Origin of the sequence: Streptomyces sp. AJS327 (assembly GCF_013450295.1) — a bacterium.
Classification (GTDB): Bacteria; Actinomycetota; Actinomycetes; order Streptomycetales; family Streptomycetaceae; genus Streptomyces.
Map to the genome: position 1 here is coordinate 696,310 of NZ_SKBR01000003.1, position 14,674 is coordinate 710,983.

Here is a 14,674-nt window from a genome sequence, read left to right on the forward strand (position 1 = left end):
CGGGTCCGGGCTGGCCGGAAGTCGTCCGGAGTGCGGCGGGCGCACGCGCCGAGCACGCGCTCACCGCGCGGGCACACGCCGCCGGACGCGCCCCGAGGCCGGGGCGGACCCCGCGCGGCCGGACGGCCGGGGCGCACCGACCGCGCACCGGCGCGGACCGGCGAGCCCGTTCGTCCGCCACCTCCCCGCTCGCCGGGCGCCGTCCCGCCTTAGGCTCAAGGGGTGAACAGCCGCGAGGAGCGTCCCGCAGCGAGCGGTGGCCGATGCCTTCGGTGGCACTCGGTCCTCACCGGCGAACTGGCCAACGAGGTGGGCTCGGCGGATCGGCGCACCCCCCGCGACTGGACGGTCGACCTGCTGCTGTTCGGCTGGGCCGTGGGCCTCTGGCTGCTGATGACCCTGGCCTTCACCGGCGCCGCGTACCTGCCCCGCTGGCTGGTGGCGGTCGACGCGCCGCTCGGTGCCCTGTGCTGCCTCACGCTGTGGTGGCGACGGCGGCGTCCGCTGCTGGTCGCGCTGGCGATGGTGCCGGTGGGCGCGATCAGCGACTCCGCGTTCGGCGCCCTGATGGTCGTCATCCTCAACCTCGGCCTGCGGGTGCCGTGGAAGCGCGGGCTCCCGGTGCTGGGTCTCTACGTCGTGGCCTCCGTGCCGTACGTCCTGCTCTACTCGGTGCCGCACGAGGGCTGGGCGACAGCGATCTTCGTCCTCGCGTACTACCTGGTCTTCTTCCTCTGGGGTACCGCCCTCCGCGCCCGCCGGATGCTGATCGCGCAGCTGCGCGCCGAGACCGCGCGGGAGCGGGCGGAGCACGCCCGGCGGCTGGGGGAGGCCCGGCGGGCCGAACGCGGCGCCATCGCCCGGGAGATGCACGACGTCCTGGCCCACCGGATATCCCTGCTCTCCGTGCACGCCAGCGCGCTCGTCTACCGTGCCGAGCAGGCCGAGGCGGGTACCGCCCCCGCCCTCCCGGGCCCCGAGATCGCGGACAGCGCGCGGGTGATCCGGGACAACGCCCACCAGGCGCTGGACGAACTCCGCGGCGTGCTCCGGATACTGCGCGACGACCCGGCCGCCGACCCCCCACGGTCCGCTGAACTCCCAGAGGTGCGCCGACCCGGAGCCGCCCCGGGCGACGGCGACCCGGCCGCGCGCCGCCCGCGCACCGGCCCACCGGAGCCCCGCCAGACCGAACCGGAACCGGAGCGGGGGCCGGAGCCGGGACCCGGGCCGGAGCGGGGGTCGGAACAGCGCCGGGAGCCCGCGCCCGAGACCGGCTCAGCCTCCGGGCCCGAGACCGGGTCGGCGTCCGCGCCCGTACCGGGGAACGCGGCCGTGACCGTCTCCAAGGGCCCACACCCGCTGGGGAGTTCGGCCCCGGAGGAGGACGTGGTGGGACAGGCGGAGGACGAGGGGAGGGCCCCCGGCGGGCCCTCCGGGGCCATCGGGGGCCGTACGGCCCCCGGGCGCGCGGCGGCGACGACGGCGTCCGCCGGGGTGTGGCCCGGCGGACGGCGGACGGAGCGGGCGCGGATCGAGCGCCCCCAGCCGACGCTCACCGATCTCGTGGCGCTGCTGGAGGAGGCCCGGAGGGCGGGACAGCGCGTCACCTACCGGGACAGCGCGGGGGCGGCGGCCCAGCGGTCGCTCTCGGCGCACCGGCAGCGGACCATCTTCCGGACGGTGCAGGAGGGGCTGACCAACGCCCGTAAGCATGCTCCGGGGCAGGAGGTCACGGTGCGGCTGTACGGGGCACCGGGCGAACGGATCACGGTCAGCGTCCGCAATCCACTGTCCCGCGCCCGGCCACGCGCCCGGGTCCCCGGCGCCGGGATGGGCCTCACGGGGTTGGGCGAACGCGTGGCGCTGGACGGCGGCACGCTGGAGCACGGCTGTCGGGGCGGCTGGTTCGAACTGGCCGCCCGGCTGCCCTGGCCGGACTGAACCGGACCGAACCGGAGTGAACCGACTGAACCAGTCCGGGCCCGACTGGACCGGAGCGAGCCCGGCCCGAGGGGTGATGGCTCCGGGGCCCTGCCCCGTCGAACCGGGCAGGGCCCCGGAGGGCTCGGGCGCGGTCCCTCAGCCGCAGCCGCCGGAGCAGGAGCACGGGCCGCCCGACTGGCAGCCGCAGCCGCAGCCGGGGCCGCAGCCGCAGGCGCCCACGACGGGCAGGCTGCGCGGTGTCCGTCCGTCCTCGGCGGCGGTGCCCGGGGAGGTGCGCTGGTCCTGGTCAGCCATCTGGTGTCCTCCTCGTCCGCCGGGCTGACGGAACGCCACCGCGTCCGCGCCCCGCCTCGCCTCGGGCCGCGAGGGGCGGGTGCGCGACCGCGACGGATCCGTCGTCCGGCATCGGTGCCGTCCGTCCGGCTGCCATTGCAGAACCGCCGGGTACGGCGCATCAAGGGCGCGCGGATGCACCCGGGAACAGGGGGCGCACATGGCCGTAAACCGCGCCCGGTCCCGTCCCGCACCGGATACCGAAACCGCCCAGTCCAGCAGGAGCCGCCCTGTCCCGGGCTCAACCGCCCCGTTCCGGGTCGACTCGCCCCGAACCGTGCCTCAGGCGTCCTCTACCGGGGCGGTGCCGTCGCCGCTGCTGCCGTCGCCGTCGATCTCGTCCGCGTAGTCGCCGGTCACCAGGTAGACGACCCGGCGGGCGACGGAGACGGCGTGGTCGGCGAAGCGCTCGTAGTAGCGGCCGAGCAGCGTGACGTCGACGGCGGTCTCGATGCCGTGCTTCCAGCGGTCGTCCATCAGGTGCTGGAAGAGCGTGCGGTGCAGCAGGTCCATCGCGTCGTCGTCCTGCTCCAGCTGGAGGGCCAGGTCGATGTCCTTGGTAATGATCACCTCGGCGGCCTTCGCCATCAGCCGCTGCGCCAGCTGCCCCATCTCCAGCAGCGTCGCCTGGAGGTCGCGCGGCACCGGCGACTCCGGGAAGCGCAGCCTGGTGACCTTCGCCACATGCTGGGCCAGGTCGCCGGAGCGCTCCAGGTCGGCGCTCATCCGCAGGCTGGTGACGACGATGCGCAGGTCGGTGGCGACCGGCTGCTGCCGGGCCAGCAGTTGTATCGCCCGGGTCTCCAGCTCCCGCTGGAGGTCGTCCACCTTCTCGTCGGCGGCGATCACACTCTCGGCGAGCTTGAGGTCCGCGTCGAGCATCGCCGTAGTGGCGCGGCCGATCGCGGAACCGACGAGCCGGGCCATCTCGACCAGGCTGTCGCTGATCGAGTCCAGCTCCTCGTGGTACGCGTCCCGCATGGCTGTCCTTCCCTCACATGGCTCAGTTGACGTCGCTTGACCGGTGTCTCGTACGGCCACCCGGGGGCCTGAGACCCCCACGTTCCCACGGTCCGCCCGAAATGCGACGGGCGCCGACCTCCGAAATGAACCGGCCAGGACGCCGAGGTGAACTCTGGTAGACGCTTGTTCGAGCTGGGGACAGCAGCTCTGGGGCGCCGCCGGGCGGGGCGCATAATCTGGACACATGGACGTGAACGCGGCGGTCGCCGCAGCGGCAGCGATCGCCGGGGTGTGTACCGGCGTGATCGCCATGCTGGCGTTCCGCTGGAGCGAGCGGGATCGGATCAGGCCGACCCGTTCCTCGCTGCACACCGGATCCGCGCTGCCACCCGGAGTGGACACCGTGCTGTCGGTGCTGCGCTCCTCCGCCGTCGTGCTGGACGAGAGCGACGCGGTGGTCAAGGCCAGCTCGGCGGCGTACGCGCTGGGCCTGGTCCGCGGGGGCACGCTCTCCGTCGAGCCGATGCTCCAGATGGCCCGGGACACCCGCAGGGACGGCGAGATACGGCAGGTGGAGCTGGACCTGCCGCGCCGGGGCACCGGACGCGGTGACGGGCTGGCCGTCTCGGCGCGCGTGGCGCCGCTCGGCTCCCGGCTGGTGCTGCTCCTGGTCGAGGACATGACCGAGGCCCGCCGGATCGAGGCGGTCCGCCGCGACTTCGTCGCGAACGTCAGCCACGAGCTGAAGACCCCGGTGGGCGCGCTCTCCCTGCTCTCCGAGGCCGTGATGGACGCCTCGGACGACCCGGAGGCCGTCGAGCGCTTCGCGGGCCGCATGCAGTCCGAGTCGACGCGGCTGACCAGCCTCGTCCAGGAGCTGATCGACCTCTCCCGGGTGCAGAACGACGACCCGCTGGAGGACGCTGAGTCCGTCGCGGTCGACGACCTGGTGGACGAGGCGATCGACCGCTGCCGGCAGACCGCCGACAACAAGCACATCACGCTCGTCGCGGGTGGCACCGGCGGGCTGTACGTGTGGGGAAACCGCGGTCAGCTCGCCGCCGCCCTCGGCAATCTCGTGGAGAACGCCGTCAACTACTCACCGGCCCGTACCCGGGTCGGTATCGCCGGGCGCCGCACCGCGGCTCCCGGCGGGGACCTGATCGAGATCGCCGTGACCGACCAGGGCATCGGCATCTCGGAGAGGGACCGGGACCGGATATTCGAGCGGTTCTACCGCGTGGATCCGGCCCGGTCGCGCGCCACCGGCGGTACCGGCCTCGGCCTCGCCATCGTCAAGCACGTGGCCGCCTCGCACGGCGGGGAGGTCACGGTGTGGAGTGCCGAAGGCCAGGGCTCCACCTTCACCCTGCGACTGCCCGAGGCGGGCCGCGCGCGGGAGAAGGCCGAGGCGGCCCGGGAGCACCGGGACCGCCCAGGCGCGCTACAGGAACCCGCCGCCTTCGAGGACGAGGAGCGGCGGCGCCAGCTGCAAAGCGCAGACGAAGCAGACGGACAACTCTCTGCCCCGGAGGTCCTCCCGTGACCCGAGTGCTCGTCGTCGAGGACGAGGAATCGTTCAGCGACGCGCTGTCGTACATGCTCCGCAAGGAAGGCTTCGAGGTCGCCATCGCGGCCACGGGGCCGGAGGGGCTGGATGAGTTCGAGCGGAACGGCGCCGACCTGGTGCTGCTCGACCTGATGCTGCCCGGCCTGCCGGGCACGGAGGTCTGCCGCCAGTTGCGAGGGCGCTCCAACGTCCCCGTGATCATGGTGACCGCGAAGGACAGCGAGATCGACAAGGTGGTCGGCCTGGAGATAGGAGCCGACGACTACGTCACTAAACCCTTCTCCTCCCGCGAGCTGGTCGCCCGGGTGCGGGCGGTGCTCCGGCGCCGCGGCGAGCCCGAGGAGGTCAGCCAGGCGGCGCTGGAGGCGGGCCCGGTGCGGATGGACGTCGACCGGCACGTGGTGACCGTCGCCGGAGCCAAGATCGACCTGCCGCTCAAGGAGTTCGACCTGCTGGAGATGCTGCTGCGGAACGCCGGGCGCGTGCTGACCCGGATGCAGCTGATCGACCGGGTCTGGGGCGCGGACTACGTCGGCGACACGAAGACGCTGGACGTTCACGTCAAACGGCTACGCGCGAAGATCGAACCGGATCCGGGCGCCCCCCGCTACCTGGTCACCGTCCGTGGCCTGGGCTACAAGTTCGAGCCCTGATCCACCCGCCCGGCCCGGGCACACGTAGCGCCCGCCGTTCGCCCCGAGAGGCGCGCGGCGGGCGACGTCGTGTCTGGATGGCTCGGAGGGAGCGCGGTGACCCGGGGGCGGCGATGCGGCCGCCCCGGGGCGGCCGGTGGCCCGGGGGCGTGCGTGGGCTCAGCGGCCGGAGCCCGCCTCGCCCTCGCCCTGCTCCCCGCTCTCGCCGGGGGTCTGGCCGGCGGCGTCCTCGCCGCCCTCGCCACGGTCCGCGTTCTGGCCGTCCCCGGCCTTCTCACCGTCCCTGTCCTTCTCGGCCTGCTCGCCCCTGCCGTTGCCGTCCTGGGCTTCCCCCTCGCCCCGCTCACCCTGCTCGCCCTTGCCGCCCTTCTCGTCGGCCGCGTCCGGGGCCGGGGTGGACGGTGCCTCGGTCGGCCCGAACTTCTCGTAGTGCTCGGTGGCCGGGACGACCGTCGCGCGCACCGGCACCTCGCCGGTCTCGCTGAAGACGAAGGAGAGCCCGCGCGCCGAGCCGTTCTTGATCTTGATGTCGTCGGCGTCCGCGAAGAGCGCGGCGGCGTTGTCCTTGCCGCCGAGCATCAGCGAACCGCCCGCCGGAATGGTCAGCTCGCGCTCGTCCTTCGCCGGGCTGAGCTTGGCGCGGGAGCCCGGGGCGGCGACGAGCGCCTGGAGCTTCTCGTCCTTGGTGCCCTCGTTGAAGATCCGCGCGGAGACCGTGGCGGGCCCGCCGTCGGGGGTGGTGACGACGTTGATGTTCTGGATCTTGATGTCGCCCACGGTCATCGAGGCGTTGTCCGGCCTGATCTGGTGCGTCTGCGGGTTGTTCCCCGCACCACAGGCGGTCAGCGTGAGGGCGGAGATCGCGAGGGTGGTGGCGGCGAGGGTGCCGCGTCGAAGGCTGCTGCTCACGGCGGCGGCATCTCCTTGGCGAGCTCTGGCGGCCGAACTGGGTGCCGGTCGCGGACGGATGGGCCATCCCGGTCGCCGTGACCGGCGTCCGGGCCTGCGGTTCAGGCGTGATCAGATTACCGACCCCCGTCACGGGCCCCGCACCCGACCCTCCGGGTCGCGCGGGCCCCACGGCACGCGACCCGGAGGCGGTGCCGGGCCAGCACCTGGGACGGGCGCCCGGGCATACGGCGCGCTCGGCACGACATACCGGCAACCCATACGGGCCTCGGCACATCCGTCCGGCCGAATCCGGGTAATGAAAGTGGAGCCGTGAGAATTGATCAGTGTCTTGGGGCGGGGAGTGCTCAGGGAGCCTTAGATCAATTCCTGTGAATGGCCGAACTTCGGCCGAACTGACGGCCGCACGGAACCCGACAATTCGGACGGTTGGCTACCGCTTAGCGGGTCGGCCGGGCCGTGACGCCCGTGTTTCGGCCCCCGCGCAGAACCGCTCCGACCTGCGAATACCTCGGTGCCCCCCGGGGGTCATGCACGGCACGGGGGGCGTTGTCAAGCCCCGAGATGCGCTCTGACCTGCGAAAACGCCATTCAGAAGCGCTCGTTCCCGTGTTACTCTGGATAGCCACGGAAGGGGTACCTGACACATGACGTTCAAGGTTGGCGACACCGTGGTCTATCCCCATCACGGGGCCGCGCTGATCGAGGCAATCGAAACTCGCCAGATCAAAGGCGTGGAGAAGACCTACTTGGTTCTGAAGGTAGCGCAGGGCGATCTCACGGTTCGGGTGCCGGCGGACAATGCCGAGTTCGTGGGTGTGCGCGATGTGGTCGGTTCGGAGGGGCTGGACAAGGTCTTCGAGGTGCTTCGCGCACCGTACGCGGAAGAGCCCACCAACTGGTCCCGGCGCTACAAGGCGAATCTGGAGAAGCTTGCCTCCGGAGACGTGATCAAGGTGGCCGAGGTCGTCCGCGACCTGTGGCGCCGTGAGCACGAGCGCGGTCTCTCCGCCGGTGAGAAGCGCATGCTCGCCAAGGCGCGGCAGATCCTGGTGAGCGAACTCGCCCTCGCGGAGAACACCAACGAGGACAAGGCGGAAGCCCTGCTGGACGAGGTGCTCGCCTCCTGAGGCCCTGAGCCCGTCGGCGCTTCCCGCGCCCGGCCGGTGTCCGGTCACCCGCCCTCGTGGGCTGAGCGTCCGGTCGCGTGCCGCCGTCCCGGGTGGGCGCCCGTCCGTCCGTTCCGCTGCCTCGCGATACCGGCCCCGACCTCGTACGACAGCGCCATGGCACTCCCGCACGGGAGACCTCGGCCGCGGTCGCGCGAGTCCGGGAGCGGTGCCGGACGGTATGGCGGATTCCCGGACGGTTCGACGGCTGGCTGAATCCGGCCGGTGGGCCGAGGAGTCGTGCTCGCGGGAGTTGTGGTTCGCGCTCGCGGCCGGGCGGTCCGCCCGAACGACCGGGCCGCTCCGAACCCGGGTGGGTCGGTGCCCGCCGCCCGCACGTCGGCCGGAGGCCACGGCGGACGGCTGTCCGTGTGGTCGCGCGCGCCCTCGCCATGGAGACGTGGGCGCGCCACGGAAGCGACGTGCCACGGACTGCTGGGGGTACCGCTGGATGACGCCGGAACGCGTGCACTGCCGGAGCCGGCGGATGGCCGGGTTCCGGCAAGGGGCAGCGCCGTTCCTGTGAATCTGTTAGGCAGGCCCTCGGGCCGGTTGTGCCGGGCCCGGGCAGCTGACTCGACCGGTCGACACGGAAGGGTCCGGTCGGGGCGTCGCGCCCGGCACGCTGTGGCCATACCCATTTCGGTCGAGGACACAAACCTGAACGCGCAATCGATGTCAAACCAACCAGCTGAAACTACCGGCGCCGCCGCCCCGGGAACCGCTTCCGCCGCCGGGGCGGAATCCGCCGCGTTCCGCGTCGCCGCCGTCATCCCGGCCGCCGGACGGGGCGTCCGGCTCGGCGCCGGGGCACCGAAGGCGCTCCGGGCGCTGAGCGGCACCCCGATGCTCGTGCACGCGGCCCGGGCGATGAAGCGCGCCCGCGACGTCTCCCTGGTGATCGTGGTCGCCCCGCCGGACGGCGCCACCGGGGTCCGCAACCTCCTGGACGAGCACGCGCTCTCCGACGTCGAGGTGGTGACCGGGGGCGACACGCGGCAGGACTCCGTACGGCTCGGGCTGGCCGCGCTGCCGGAGGACGTCACCGCCGTGCTGGTGCACGACGCGGCCCGCCCGCTGGTCCCGGCCGACACCGTGGACGCGGTGGTGGCCGCGGTGCGCGAGGGGGCGCCCGCCGTGGTGCCAGCGCTCCCGGTCGCCGACACCGTCAAGGAGGTGGAGCCGCGGCCGGAGGGCGAGCCGGAGCCGGTCACCGGCACCCCGGACCGGTCGCGGCTGCGGGCCGTGCAGACCCCGCAGGGGTTCCGGCGTGAGGTGCTGCTGGCGGCGCACGACCGTGTCCCCCGCGAGGGAGAGGGCGCGACCGATGACGCGGGCATGGTGGAGCGCACCGGGGTCGAGGTGGTCCTGGTCCCCGGACACGAGGAGGCGTTCAAGGTGACCCGGCCCCTGGACCTGGTGCTGGCCGAGGCGGTCCTCGCGCGGAGGAGGGCGACCGTTGCCTTCTGAACCGACGCGACCTGAGCCGACGCCCTCCGATCCGGGGGCCGGCGCGGACGGCCCGGGCCCGCCCGGCTCCGTCCTGCCGCGCGTCGGCGTCGGCACCGACGTGCACGCCTTCGCGGAGGGCCGCGAACTGTGGTGCGCCGGGCTGCTGTGGGAGGGCGAGCCGTACGGACTGGCCGGGCACTCCGACGGGGACGTGGCCGCGCACGCCGCGTGTGACGCGCTGTTCTCCGCGGCGGGCATCGGCGATCTCGGGGAGCACTTCGGCACCTCGCGGCCCGAGTGGTCCGGCGCCTCCGGCGTCACCCTGCTCGCCGAGGCGGCCCGGTTGGTCCATGCCGCCGGGTTCGAGATCGGCAATGTCTCCGTCCAGGTGATCGGGGTGCGGCCGAAGGTGGGGAGGCGGCGTGCCGAGGCCCAGCGGGTGCTGTCTCAGGCAGCGGGCGCTCCCGTCTCGGTCTCCGGTACGACGACGGATGGACTGGGCCTGACCGGCCGTGGCGAGGGGCTCGCCGCCGTCGCCTCGGCGCTCGTTGTCGCGCGCGGAACCCCGGGAGGGGCGGGACACGGGGGATAGGGTTGCCGGGGGCGGCGGCCGGTCGCCAGCCGCCCCACACGCCGTCGTCTCCGTGTGGAAGGGAACCCAACCGTGGCAGCCCAGCTCTCCGACGCGCTCAAGAAGGTCCTCGACGGCAAGGTCTTCGTGACCGTCGCCACCATCCAGCCGGACGGCAGTCCGCAGCTCTCTCCCGTCTGGGTCAAGCGGGCCGAGGACAACCCGGACGACCTCCTCATCTCCACGACGGTCGACCGCCGGAAGACCGCGAACCTCCGCCGCGACCCGCGGATCACCGTCCAGGTCCAGCCCGCTGAGGAGCCGTACACCTACGCGGAGATCCGCGGCACCGCCTCCCTCACGACGGAGGGCGGGCAGGAGCTGATCGACGAACTCGCGCGGAAGTACGTCGGCAAGACCTACGCCGAGTTCAACTCCCAGGCGGCGCAGGACGCCGAGCGTGTGGTGGTCCGGGTGACCCCGCGCAAGGTCGTCGGACGGCTCTGACGGGAGCCTGCCGCCGCCGGGTGTCCCGGGCGCGTTCCGGGGCTGTCGCGGAAGTGTTCCGGTCCCGCCCTCCGGGGCGGATCCGGCGGCGGAGCGCCCGTGGGGCCGACTAGTCTGGGCCGCGTGACTCTACGGCTGTACGACACCAGCGCCCGGCGGATCCGCGATTTCAGTCCCCTCGTGCCGGGCTGCGTCTCGATCTACCTCTGCGGCGCGACCGTGCAGGCGCCGCCCCACATCGGGCACATCAGGTCGGGGCTGAACTTCGACATCATGCGCCGCTGGTTCACCCGGCGCGGATACGACGTGCGGTTCGTCCGCAACGTCACGGACATCGACGACAAGATCATCGCCAAGGCGGGAGACCAGGGCCGCCCCTGGTGGGAGATCGCCTACGCCAACGAGCGCGCCTTCAACGCCGCCTACGACGCGCTCGGTTGCCTGCCGCCCAGCGGCGAGCCGCGCGCGACCGGGCACGTCCCCGAGATGATCGCGATGATGCACGACCTGATCGAGCGCGGTCACGCCTACGCCGCGGACGGCAACGTCTACTTCGACGTCCGCTCCTTCCCGGACTATCTCGCGCTCTCCAACCAGGAGTTGGACAACCTCCTCCAGCCCGAGAGCGAGGGCGAGACCGGCAAGCGCGACCCGCGCGACTTCGCCATGTGGAAGGCCGCGAAGCCGGGCGAGCCCAGCTGGGACACCCCGTGGGGCGCCGGCCGTCCCGGCTGGCACCTGGAGTGCTCGGCGATGGTGCACAAGTACCTGGGCGAGGCGTTCGACATCCACGGCGGCGGCGTCGACCTCGTTTTCCCGCACCACGAGAACGAGATCGCCCAGTCCCGCGCCTACGGCGACGCGTTCGCCGGCTACTGGGTGCACAACGCCTGGGTGACCATGAGCGGCGAGAAGATGAGCAAGTCGCTCAGGAACTCGGTGCTGGTCAGCGAGATGGTCAAGCAGTGGCGCCCGATCGTCCTGCGCTACTACCTCGGCACCCCGCACTACCGCTCCACCATCGAGTACAGCGAGGAGTCCCTGCGCGAGGCGGAGGCGGCCTTCGGCCGGATCGAGGGCTTCCTGCATCGCGCGGCCGAACGGCTCGGCGTCGCGCCGGGCGCCCCCCGGCCGTCGGCCGAACCGCCCGCCGCCTTCGCGGAGGCGATGGACGACGACTTCGCCGTGCCGCAGGCCCTCGCCGTGGTGCACACCACCGTCCGGCGCGGCAACGCGGCGCTGAGCGCGGAGGACGGGTGCGAGGAGCAGATCGCCACCGCCTACGCCGAGGTCCGGGAGATGCTCGACGTCCTCGGGCTCGACCCGCTGGGCCCCCTCTGGTCGGCGTCCGGCGCCGGGGACGGCGCCGACGTGGCGGAGCTGCGGGGCGCGGTCGACTCCCTGGTGAGCCTGGTGCTCGACCAGCGGCAGGCCGCCCGGGCGCGCAAGGACTACGCCACAGCCGACGCGATCAGGGACGAGCTGAAGCAGGCCGGACTGGTCATCGAGGACACCCCCGCCGGGCCGCGCTGGGAGCTGGGCTCCGCCTCCCCGCACTGAGCGGGCGGGCCGCCGTTCGGGGGAGACGGTCGGGGATAATCGGCGGTGTCACCCCCGACACGTGGCGGTGACGCCAGCCACGCAGCGAGAGAGACGGGTTCCCCGATGGCGAACAAGAAGTCCCCGGCCAAGGGAACCGGCGGCAAGGGCCGCCGGGCCCTCCAGGGCAAGGGCCCCACCCCGCCCGCCGAGATGCGCAAGGGACACCCCAAGCAGCGCGCCGCGCAGGCGAAGGCCCGCCGCGCCCAGGGCCGCCAGCAACGCAAGGCGCCCGGCCGGAGCACCGCTGAGCTGGTCGTCGGGCGGAACTCGGTGGTGGAGGCGCTGCGCGAGGACGTCCCGGCGAACGCGCTCTACGTCCAGCAGTTCATCGACACCGACGACCGGGTGCGCGAGGCGGTGCACGCCGCCTCCGAGCGCGGCGGCGTCCGGCTGGTGGAGGCTCCCAAGCCCGAGCTGGACCGGATGACGAACGGGATGAACCACCAGGGCCTGGTGCTCCAGATCCCGCCGTACGACTACGCCCACCCGGAGGACCTTTCCGCCGCCGCCTTCGACCGGGGCGAGGAGCCCCTGATCGTCGCGCTCGACGGGGTCACCGACCCGCGCAACCTCGGCGCCGTGGTGCGCTCGGTCGCCGCGTTCGGCGGACACGGCGTGGTGGTGCCCGAACGCCGGGCCGCCGGGATGACGGCGGGGGCGTGGAAGACCTCGGCGGGCGCCGCGGCGCGCGTCCCGGTGGCCCGCGCCACCAACCTCACCCGCGCGCTGGAGGCGTACCAGAAGGCCGGGCTGACGGTCGTGGGCCTGGCCGCCGACGGCGAGCTGGAGCTGGGCGAACTGCGGGCGCTCGACGGCCCCGTGGTGATCGTCGCGGGCAGTGAGGGCAAGGGCCTCTCCCGGCTCGTCGGCGAGACGTGCGACGCCCGGGTGCGCATCCCGATGCCCGGTGGCGCCGAGTCGCTGAACGCCGGGGTGGCGGCGGGCATCGTCCTCTACGAGACCGCCCGCCGCCGCGCCTGACCCCCTCGGGGAGCCGGAGAGCCGCCGTCCGGCGCCCCGCGTACGGGGTGGTGCGGTGGCGCGCGGGCTCGGTCGCGACCGGCCTCGCGCGCTCCGCCGCACAGGCGGCTCCCCGCCCCGGCCGCGGAGCGCGCGCGGTCCCGTCCGCCGACCAGCCACCGACGACCTTGACGGGTCTCGGACAGATCCGGCAGTCAAGGCAGTGTCTTAACCGTTCGTCACTCGGTTAGATGAGTGTGGACACCAGAACACCCCGCAAGCCCTCCCCCTCGGGCTCCGCCCAGGACACACCCCGATCCTCGGCATGGAGCCCGCAGGGAAGCACCCGCGGGTTCCTCGACGACGAGCCGGTGCTGAGCACGGTCAAGGTGCCGTGCGATCCGGCGCAGGTCGTCGTCGCCCACGCCAGCTTCCGGGTGCGGCTCAGCACACCGGCACCGGTCAGCCCCGCCCTCCAGGACACCGCTCCGATCCCCACCGTGCGCCCCACGGCGGGTCGGCGCCGCGCCCCCGTCGTCTGGAGCGGCCGCAGCGAGCCGGGCGACGCGGGCGCCGGCGAACTGCTCCGCGCGGTCCGCGCCGGAGCGGTGCGTACCACGGCCCCGGAGGAGGTCGAGCCCGCCGCGGCCGCGACCCGCGTGCTGCCCCGTGTGGAGGTGGCGGAGCCGCCGGTCACCACCGTCGGCCCGCCGCGCGGGCCGCGTCCGCCGGAGACCACCGGCCCGCTGCCCGTCACCCGCGCCCCCGAGCCGCTCGTCGAGCGGACCTTCCCCCGCCCACCCGTCCCGGGCGCCCCGGACCCCGACGGCGGGCACGACCCGGCGGCAGCCGACGGCCCCGACGGCGAGGCCGAGACCGGCGCCACCCCCGTCGCGGGCGCGGGCGCACCCCGGCGCGGGGAGGCGGTGCGGCACGCCTACTACCCCATGCGGCGGATGAACCTCGGCGTCGTCCTGCTGCCGCTCCGCGTCTTCCTCGGCCTGATCTCCATCTACGCCGGGATGGGCAAGCTCTGCGACCCGGTGTACTTCGACGGCGGGGAGCGCGGGTCCATGGTGACCTGGCTCCGCTCCCTCGAACCGTGGGCCGTGGCCTCGCCATTGCGCGACTTCGCCCTGGCCCACCCCGTCGGCTCCGGACTCACCGTCGCCTTCCTCCAGGTCGTCGTCGGCGTCCTGACGGTCTGCGGACTGTGGCAGCGGCTCGCCGCCTCCCTCGGAGCCCTGCTCTCCGCCGCTCTTCTGATGACCGTCAGCTGGAGCACGGTCCCCGCCTACGACGCCCCGGACATCATCTACCTCGCCGCCTGGAGCCCGCTGATCATCGCGGGCGCCCCCGTCTACTCCGTCGACGCCCGGCTCGCCGGAGAGGCGTGGCGCACCCTCGGCCCCCGGGCGGAGATCTGGGAACTGCGCCGCCGGGTACTGCGCCGGGGCGCCGCCATCGCCACCGTCCTGCTCGGCCTCTCCCTGCTCACCGGCTCGCTCCTGGGCGGAGCCGTACGGTCCGCCCAGGTCACGACCGTGCCCGAACGGCAGGACCCGCCGACCAACCGCCAGCCCGGCACACCCCTCCCGGAGCGCTCCCGCGAAGGGACCAACCCCGGGCAGTCCTCGCGGGGACCGAGCGGTTCGCCCGCCTCACCCGGGAGCGAGAGCAGCGGCTCGCCCTCCTCGGCGCCCACCACCCAGGGGCCGGGGCAGCAGGAGAGCGGTGGCGGCGGACCCAGCCAGCGCGCGACCCAGCCGCCCGCCCAGACCGCGCCGCCGCAGCAGGCGCCGCCGCCCAGGGACTCACCCACCGCCACCGGGGGCAGCAGCAGCCCCGGCGGTACGGCCAGCGGCTCGCCGGGCGGCGACAGCGGAGGCCAGGGCTCCGGCGGCAACCAGCCGGAGAACGGCGACGGTACGGGCGGCTCCGGCGGCCAGGGTGGTGAGGAACCCGGAGGCGGCCTCGGCGGCCTCCTCGGATAGCCCCTCGGATCGCGCCGCGCGCGCCGGGCTGGACCGGTCTCCCG

The 14,674-nt window shown here is 73.8% G+C and carries 13 protein-coding genes; 10 read left to right on the plus strand and 3 right to left on the minus strand.

What is annotated here, in order from left to right:
• Positions 1–222 precede the first annotated feature (222 nt).
• Complete coding sequence (locus tag E0L36_RS28305; protein WP_180930521.1) at positions 223–1,944, plus strand: sensor histidine kinase; 1,722 nt, start codon at positions 223–225, stop codon at positions 1,942–1,944.
• A gap of 138 nt (positions 1,945–2,082) precedes the next feature.
• Here the strand turns inward: E0L36_RS28305 and E0L36_RS20145 are convergent, their stop codons facing one another.
• Entirely contained in the window at positions 2,083–2,241 is a 159-nt protein-coding gene (locus E0L36_RS20145) for a hypothetical protein (RefSeq protein ID WP_180930918.1), read from the minus strand.
• Between the two features lie 321 nt (positions 2,242–2,562).
• Positions 2,563–3,261: a phosphate signaling complex protein PhoU gene (gene phoU, locus E0L36_RS20150; protein ID WP_180930522.1), complete on the minus strand. Its 699-nt coding sequence runs from the start codon at positions 3,259–3,261 to the stop codon at positions 2,563–2,565.
• Between the two features lie 226 nt (positions 3,262–3,487).
• Between phoU and E0L36_RS20155 the strand changes: the two genes are divergently transcribed.
• Positions 3,488–4,789 (plus strand): cell wall metabolism sensor histidine kinase WalK, encoded by a 1,302-nt coding sequence (locus E0L36_RS20155; protein ID WP_180930523.1) that lies wholly within the window; start codon positions 3,488–3,490, stop codon positions 4,787–4,789.
• Positions 4,786–5,466 (plus strand): response regulator transcription factor, encoded by a 681-nt coding sequence (locus tag E0L36_RS20160; RefSeq protein ID WP_180930524.1) that lies wholly within the window; start codon positions 4,786–4,788, stop codon positions 5,464–5,466. The genes E0L36_RS20155 and E0L36_RS20160 overlap by 4 nt, the downstream gene beginning before the upstream one ends.
• A gap of 159 nt (positions 5,467–5,625) precedes the next feature.
• Here the strand turns inward: E0L36_RS20160 and E0L36_RS20165 are convergent, their stop codons facing one another.
• Complete coding sequence (locus E0L36_RS20165) at positions 5,626–6,375, minus strand: DUF461 domain-containing protein (RefSeq protein ID WP_180930525.1); 750 nt, start codon at positions 6,373–6,375, stop codon at positions 5,626–5,628.
• 647 nt (positions 6,376–7,022) lie between these two features.
• Here E0L36_RS20165 and E0L36_RS20170 point away from each other — a divergent pair.
• The 7 genes from E0L36_RS20170 to E0L36_RS20200 all read left to right on the plus strand — a co-directional run bounded on the left by E0L36_RS20170 (position 7,023) and on the right by E0L36_RS20200 (position 14,630).
• Positions 7,023–7,505 (plus strand): CarD family transcriptional regulator, encoded by a 483-nt coding sequence (locus E0L36_RS20170; RefSeq protein ID WP_180930526.1) that lies wholly within the window; start codon positions 7,023–7,025, stop codon positions 7,503–7,505.
• A gap of 714 nt (positions 7,506–8,219) precedes the next feature.
• Positions 8,220–9,014: a 2-C-methyl-D-erythritol 4-phosphate cytidylyltransferase gene (gene ispD / locus E0L36_RS20175; RefSeq protein WP_180930527.1), complete on the plus strand. Its 795-nt coding sequence runs from the start codon at positions 8,220–8,222 to the stop codon at positions 9,012–9,014.
• Positions 9,015–9,087: 73 nt separating this feature from the next.
• Entirely contained in the window at positions 9,088–9,588 is a 501-nt protein-coding gene (gene ispF / locus E0L36_RS20180) for a 2-C-methyl-D-erythritol 2,4-cyclodiphosphate synthase (protein ID WP_180930833.1), read from the plus strand.
• Positions 9,589–9,660: 72 nt separating this feature from the next.
• Positions 9,661–10,074: a PPOX class F420-dependent oxidoreductase gene (locus E0L36_RS20185; protein WP_180930528.1), complete on the plus strand. Its 414-nt coding sequence runs from the start codon at positions 9,661–9,663 to the stop codon at positions 10,072–10,074.
• 123 nt (positions 10,075–10,197) lie between these two features.
• Positions 10,198–11,634, plus strand: coding sequence for a cysteine--tRNA ligase (gene cysS, locus E0L36_RS20190; protein ID WP_180930529.1), 1,437 nt, complete (start codon positions 10,198–10,200; stop codon positions 11,632–11,634).
• A 105-nt stretch (positions 11,635–11,739) separates the two neighbouring features.
• Entirely contained in the window at positions 11,740–12,657 is a 918-nt protein-coding gene (gene rlmB / locus E0L36_RS20195) for a 23S rRNA (guanosine(2251)-2'-O)-methyltransferase RlmB (RefSeq protein ID WP_180930530.1), read from the plus strand.
• A 230-nt stretch (positions 12,658–12,887) separates the two neighbouring features.
• Entirely contained in the window at positions 12,888–14,630 is a 1,743-nt protein-coding gene (locus tag E0L36_RS20200; RefSeq protein WP_180930531.1) for a DoxX family protein, read from the plus strand.
• Positions 14,631–14,674: the final 44 nt, after the last annotated feature.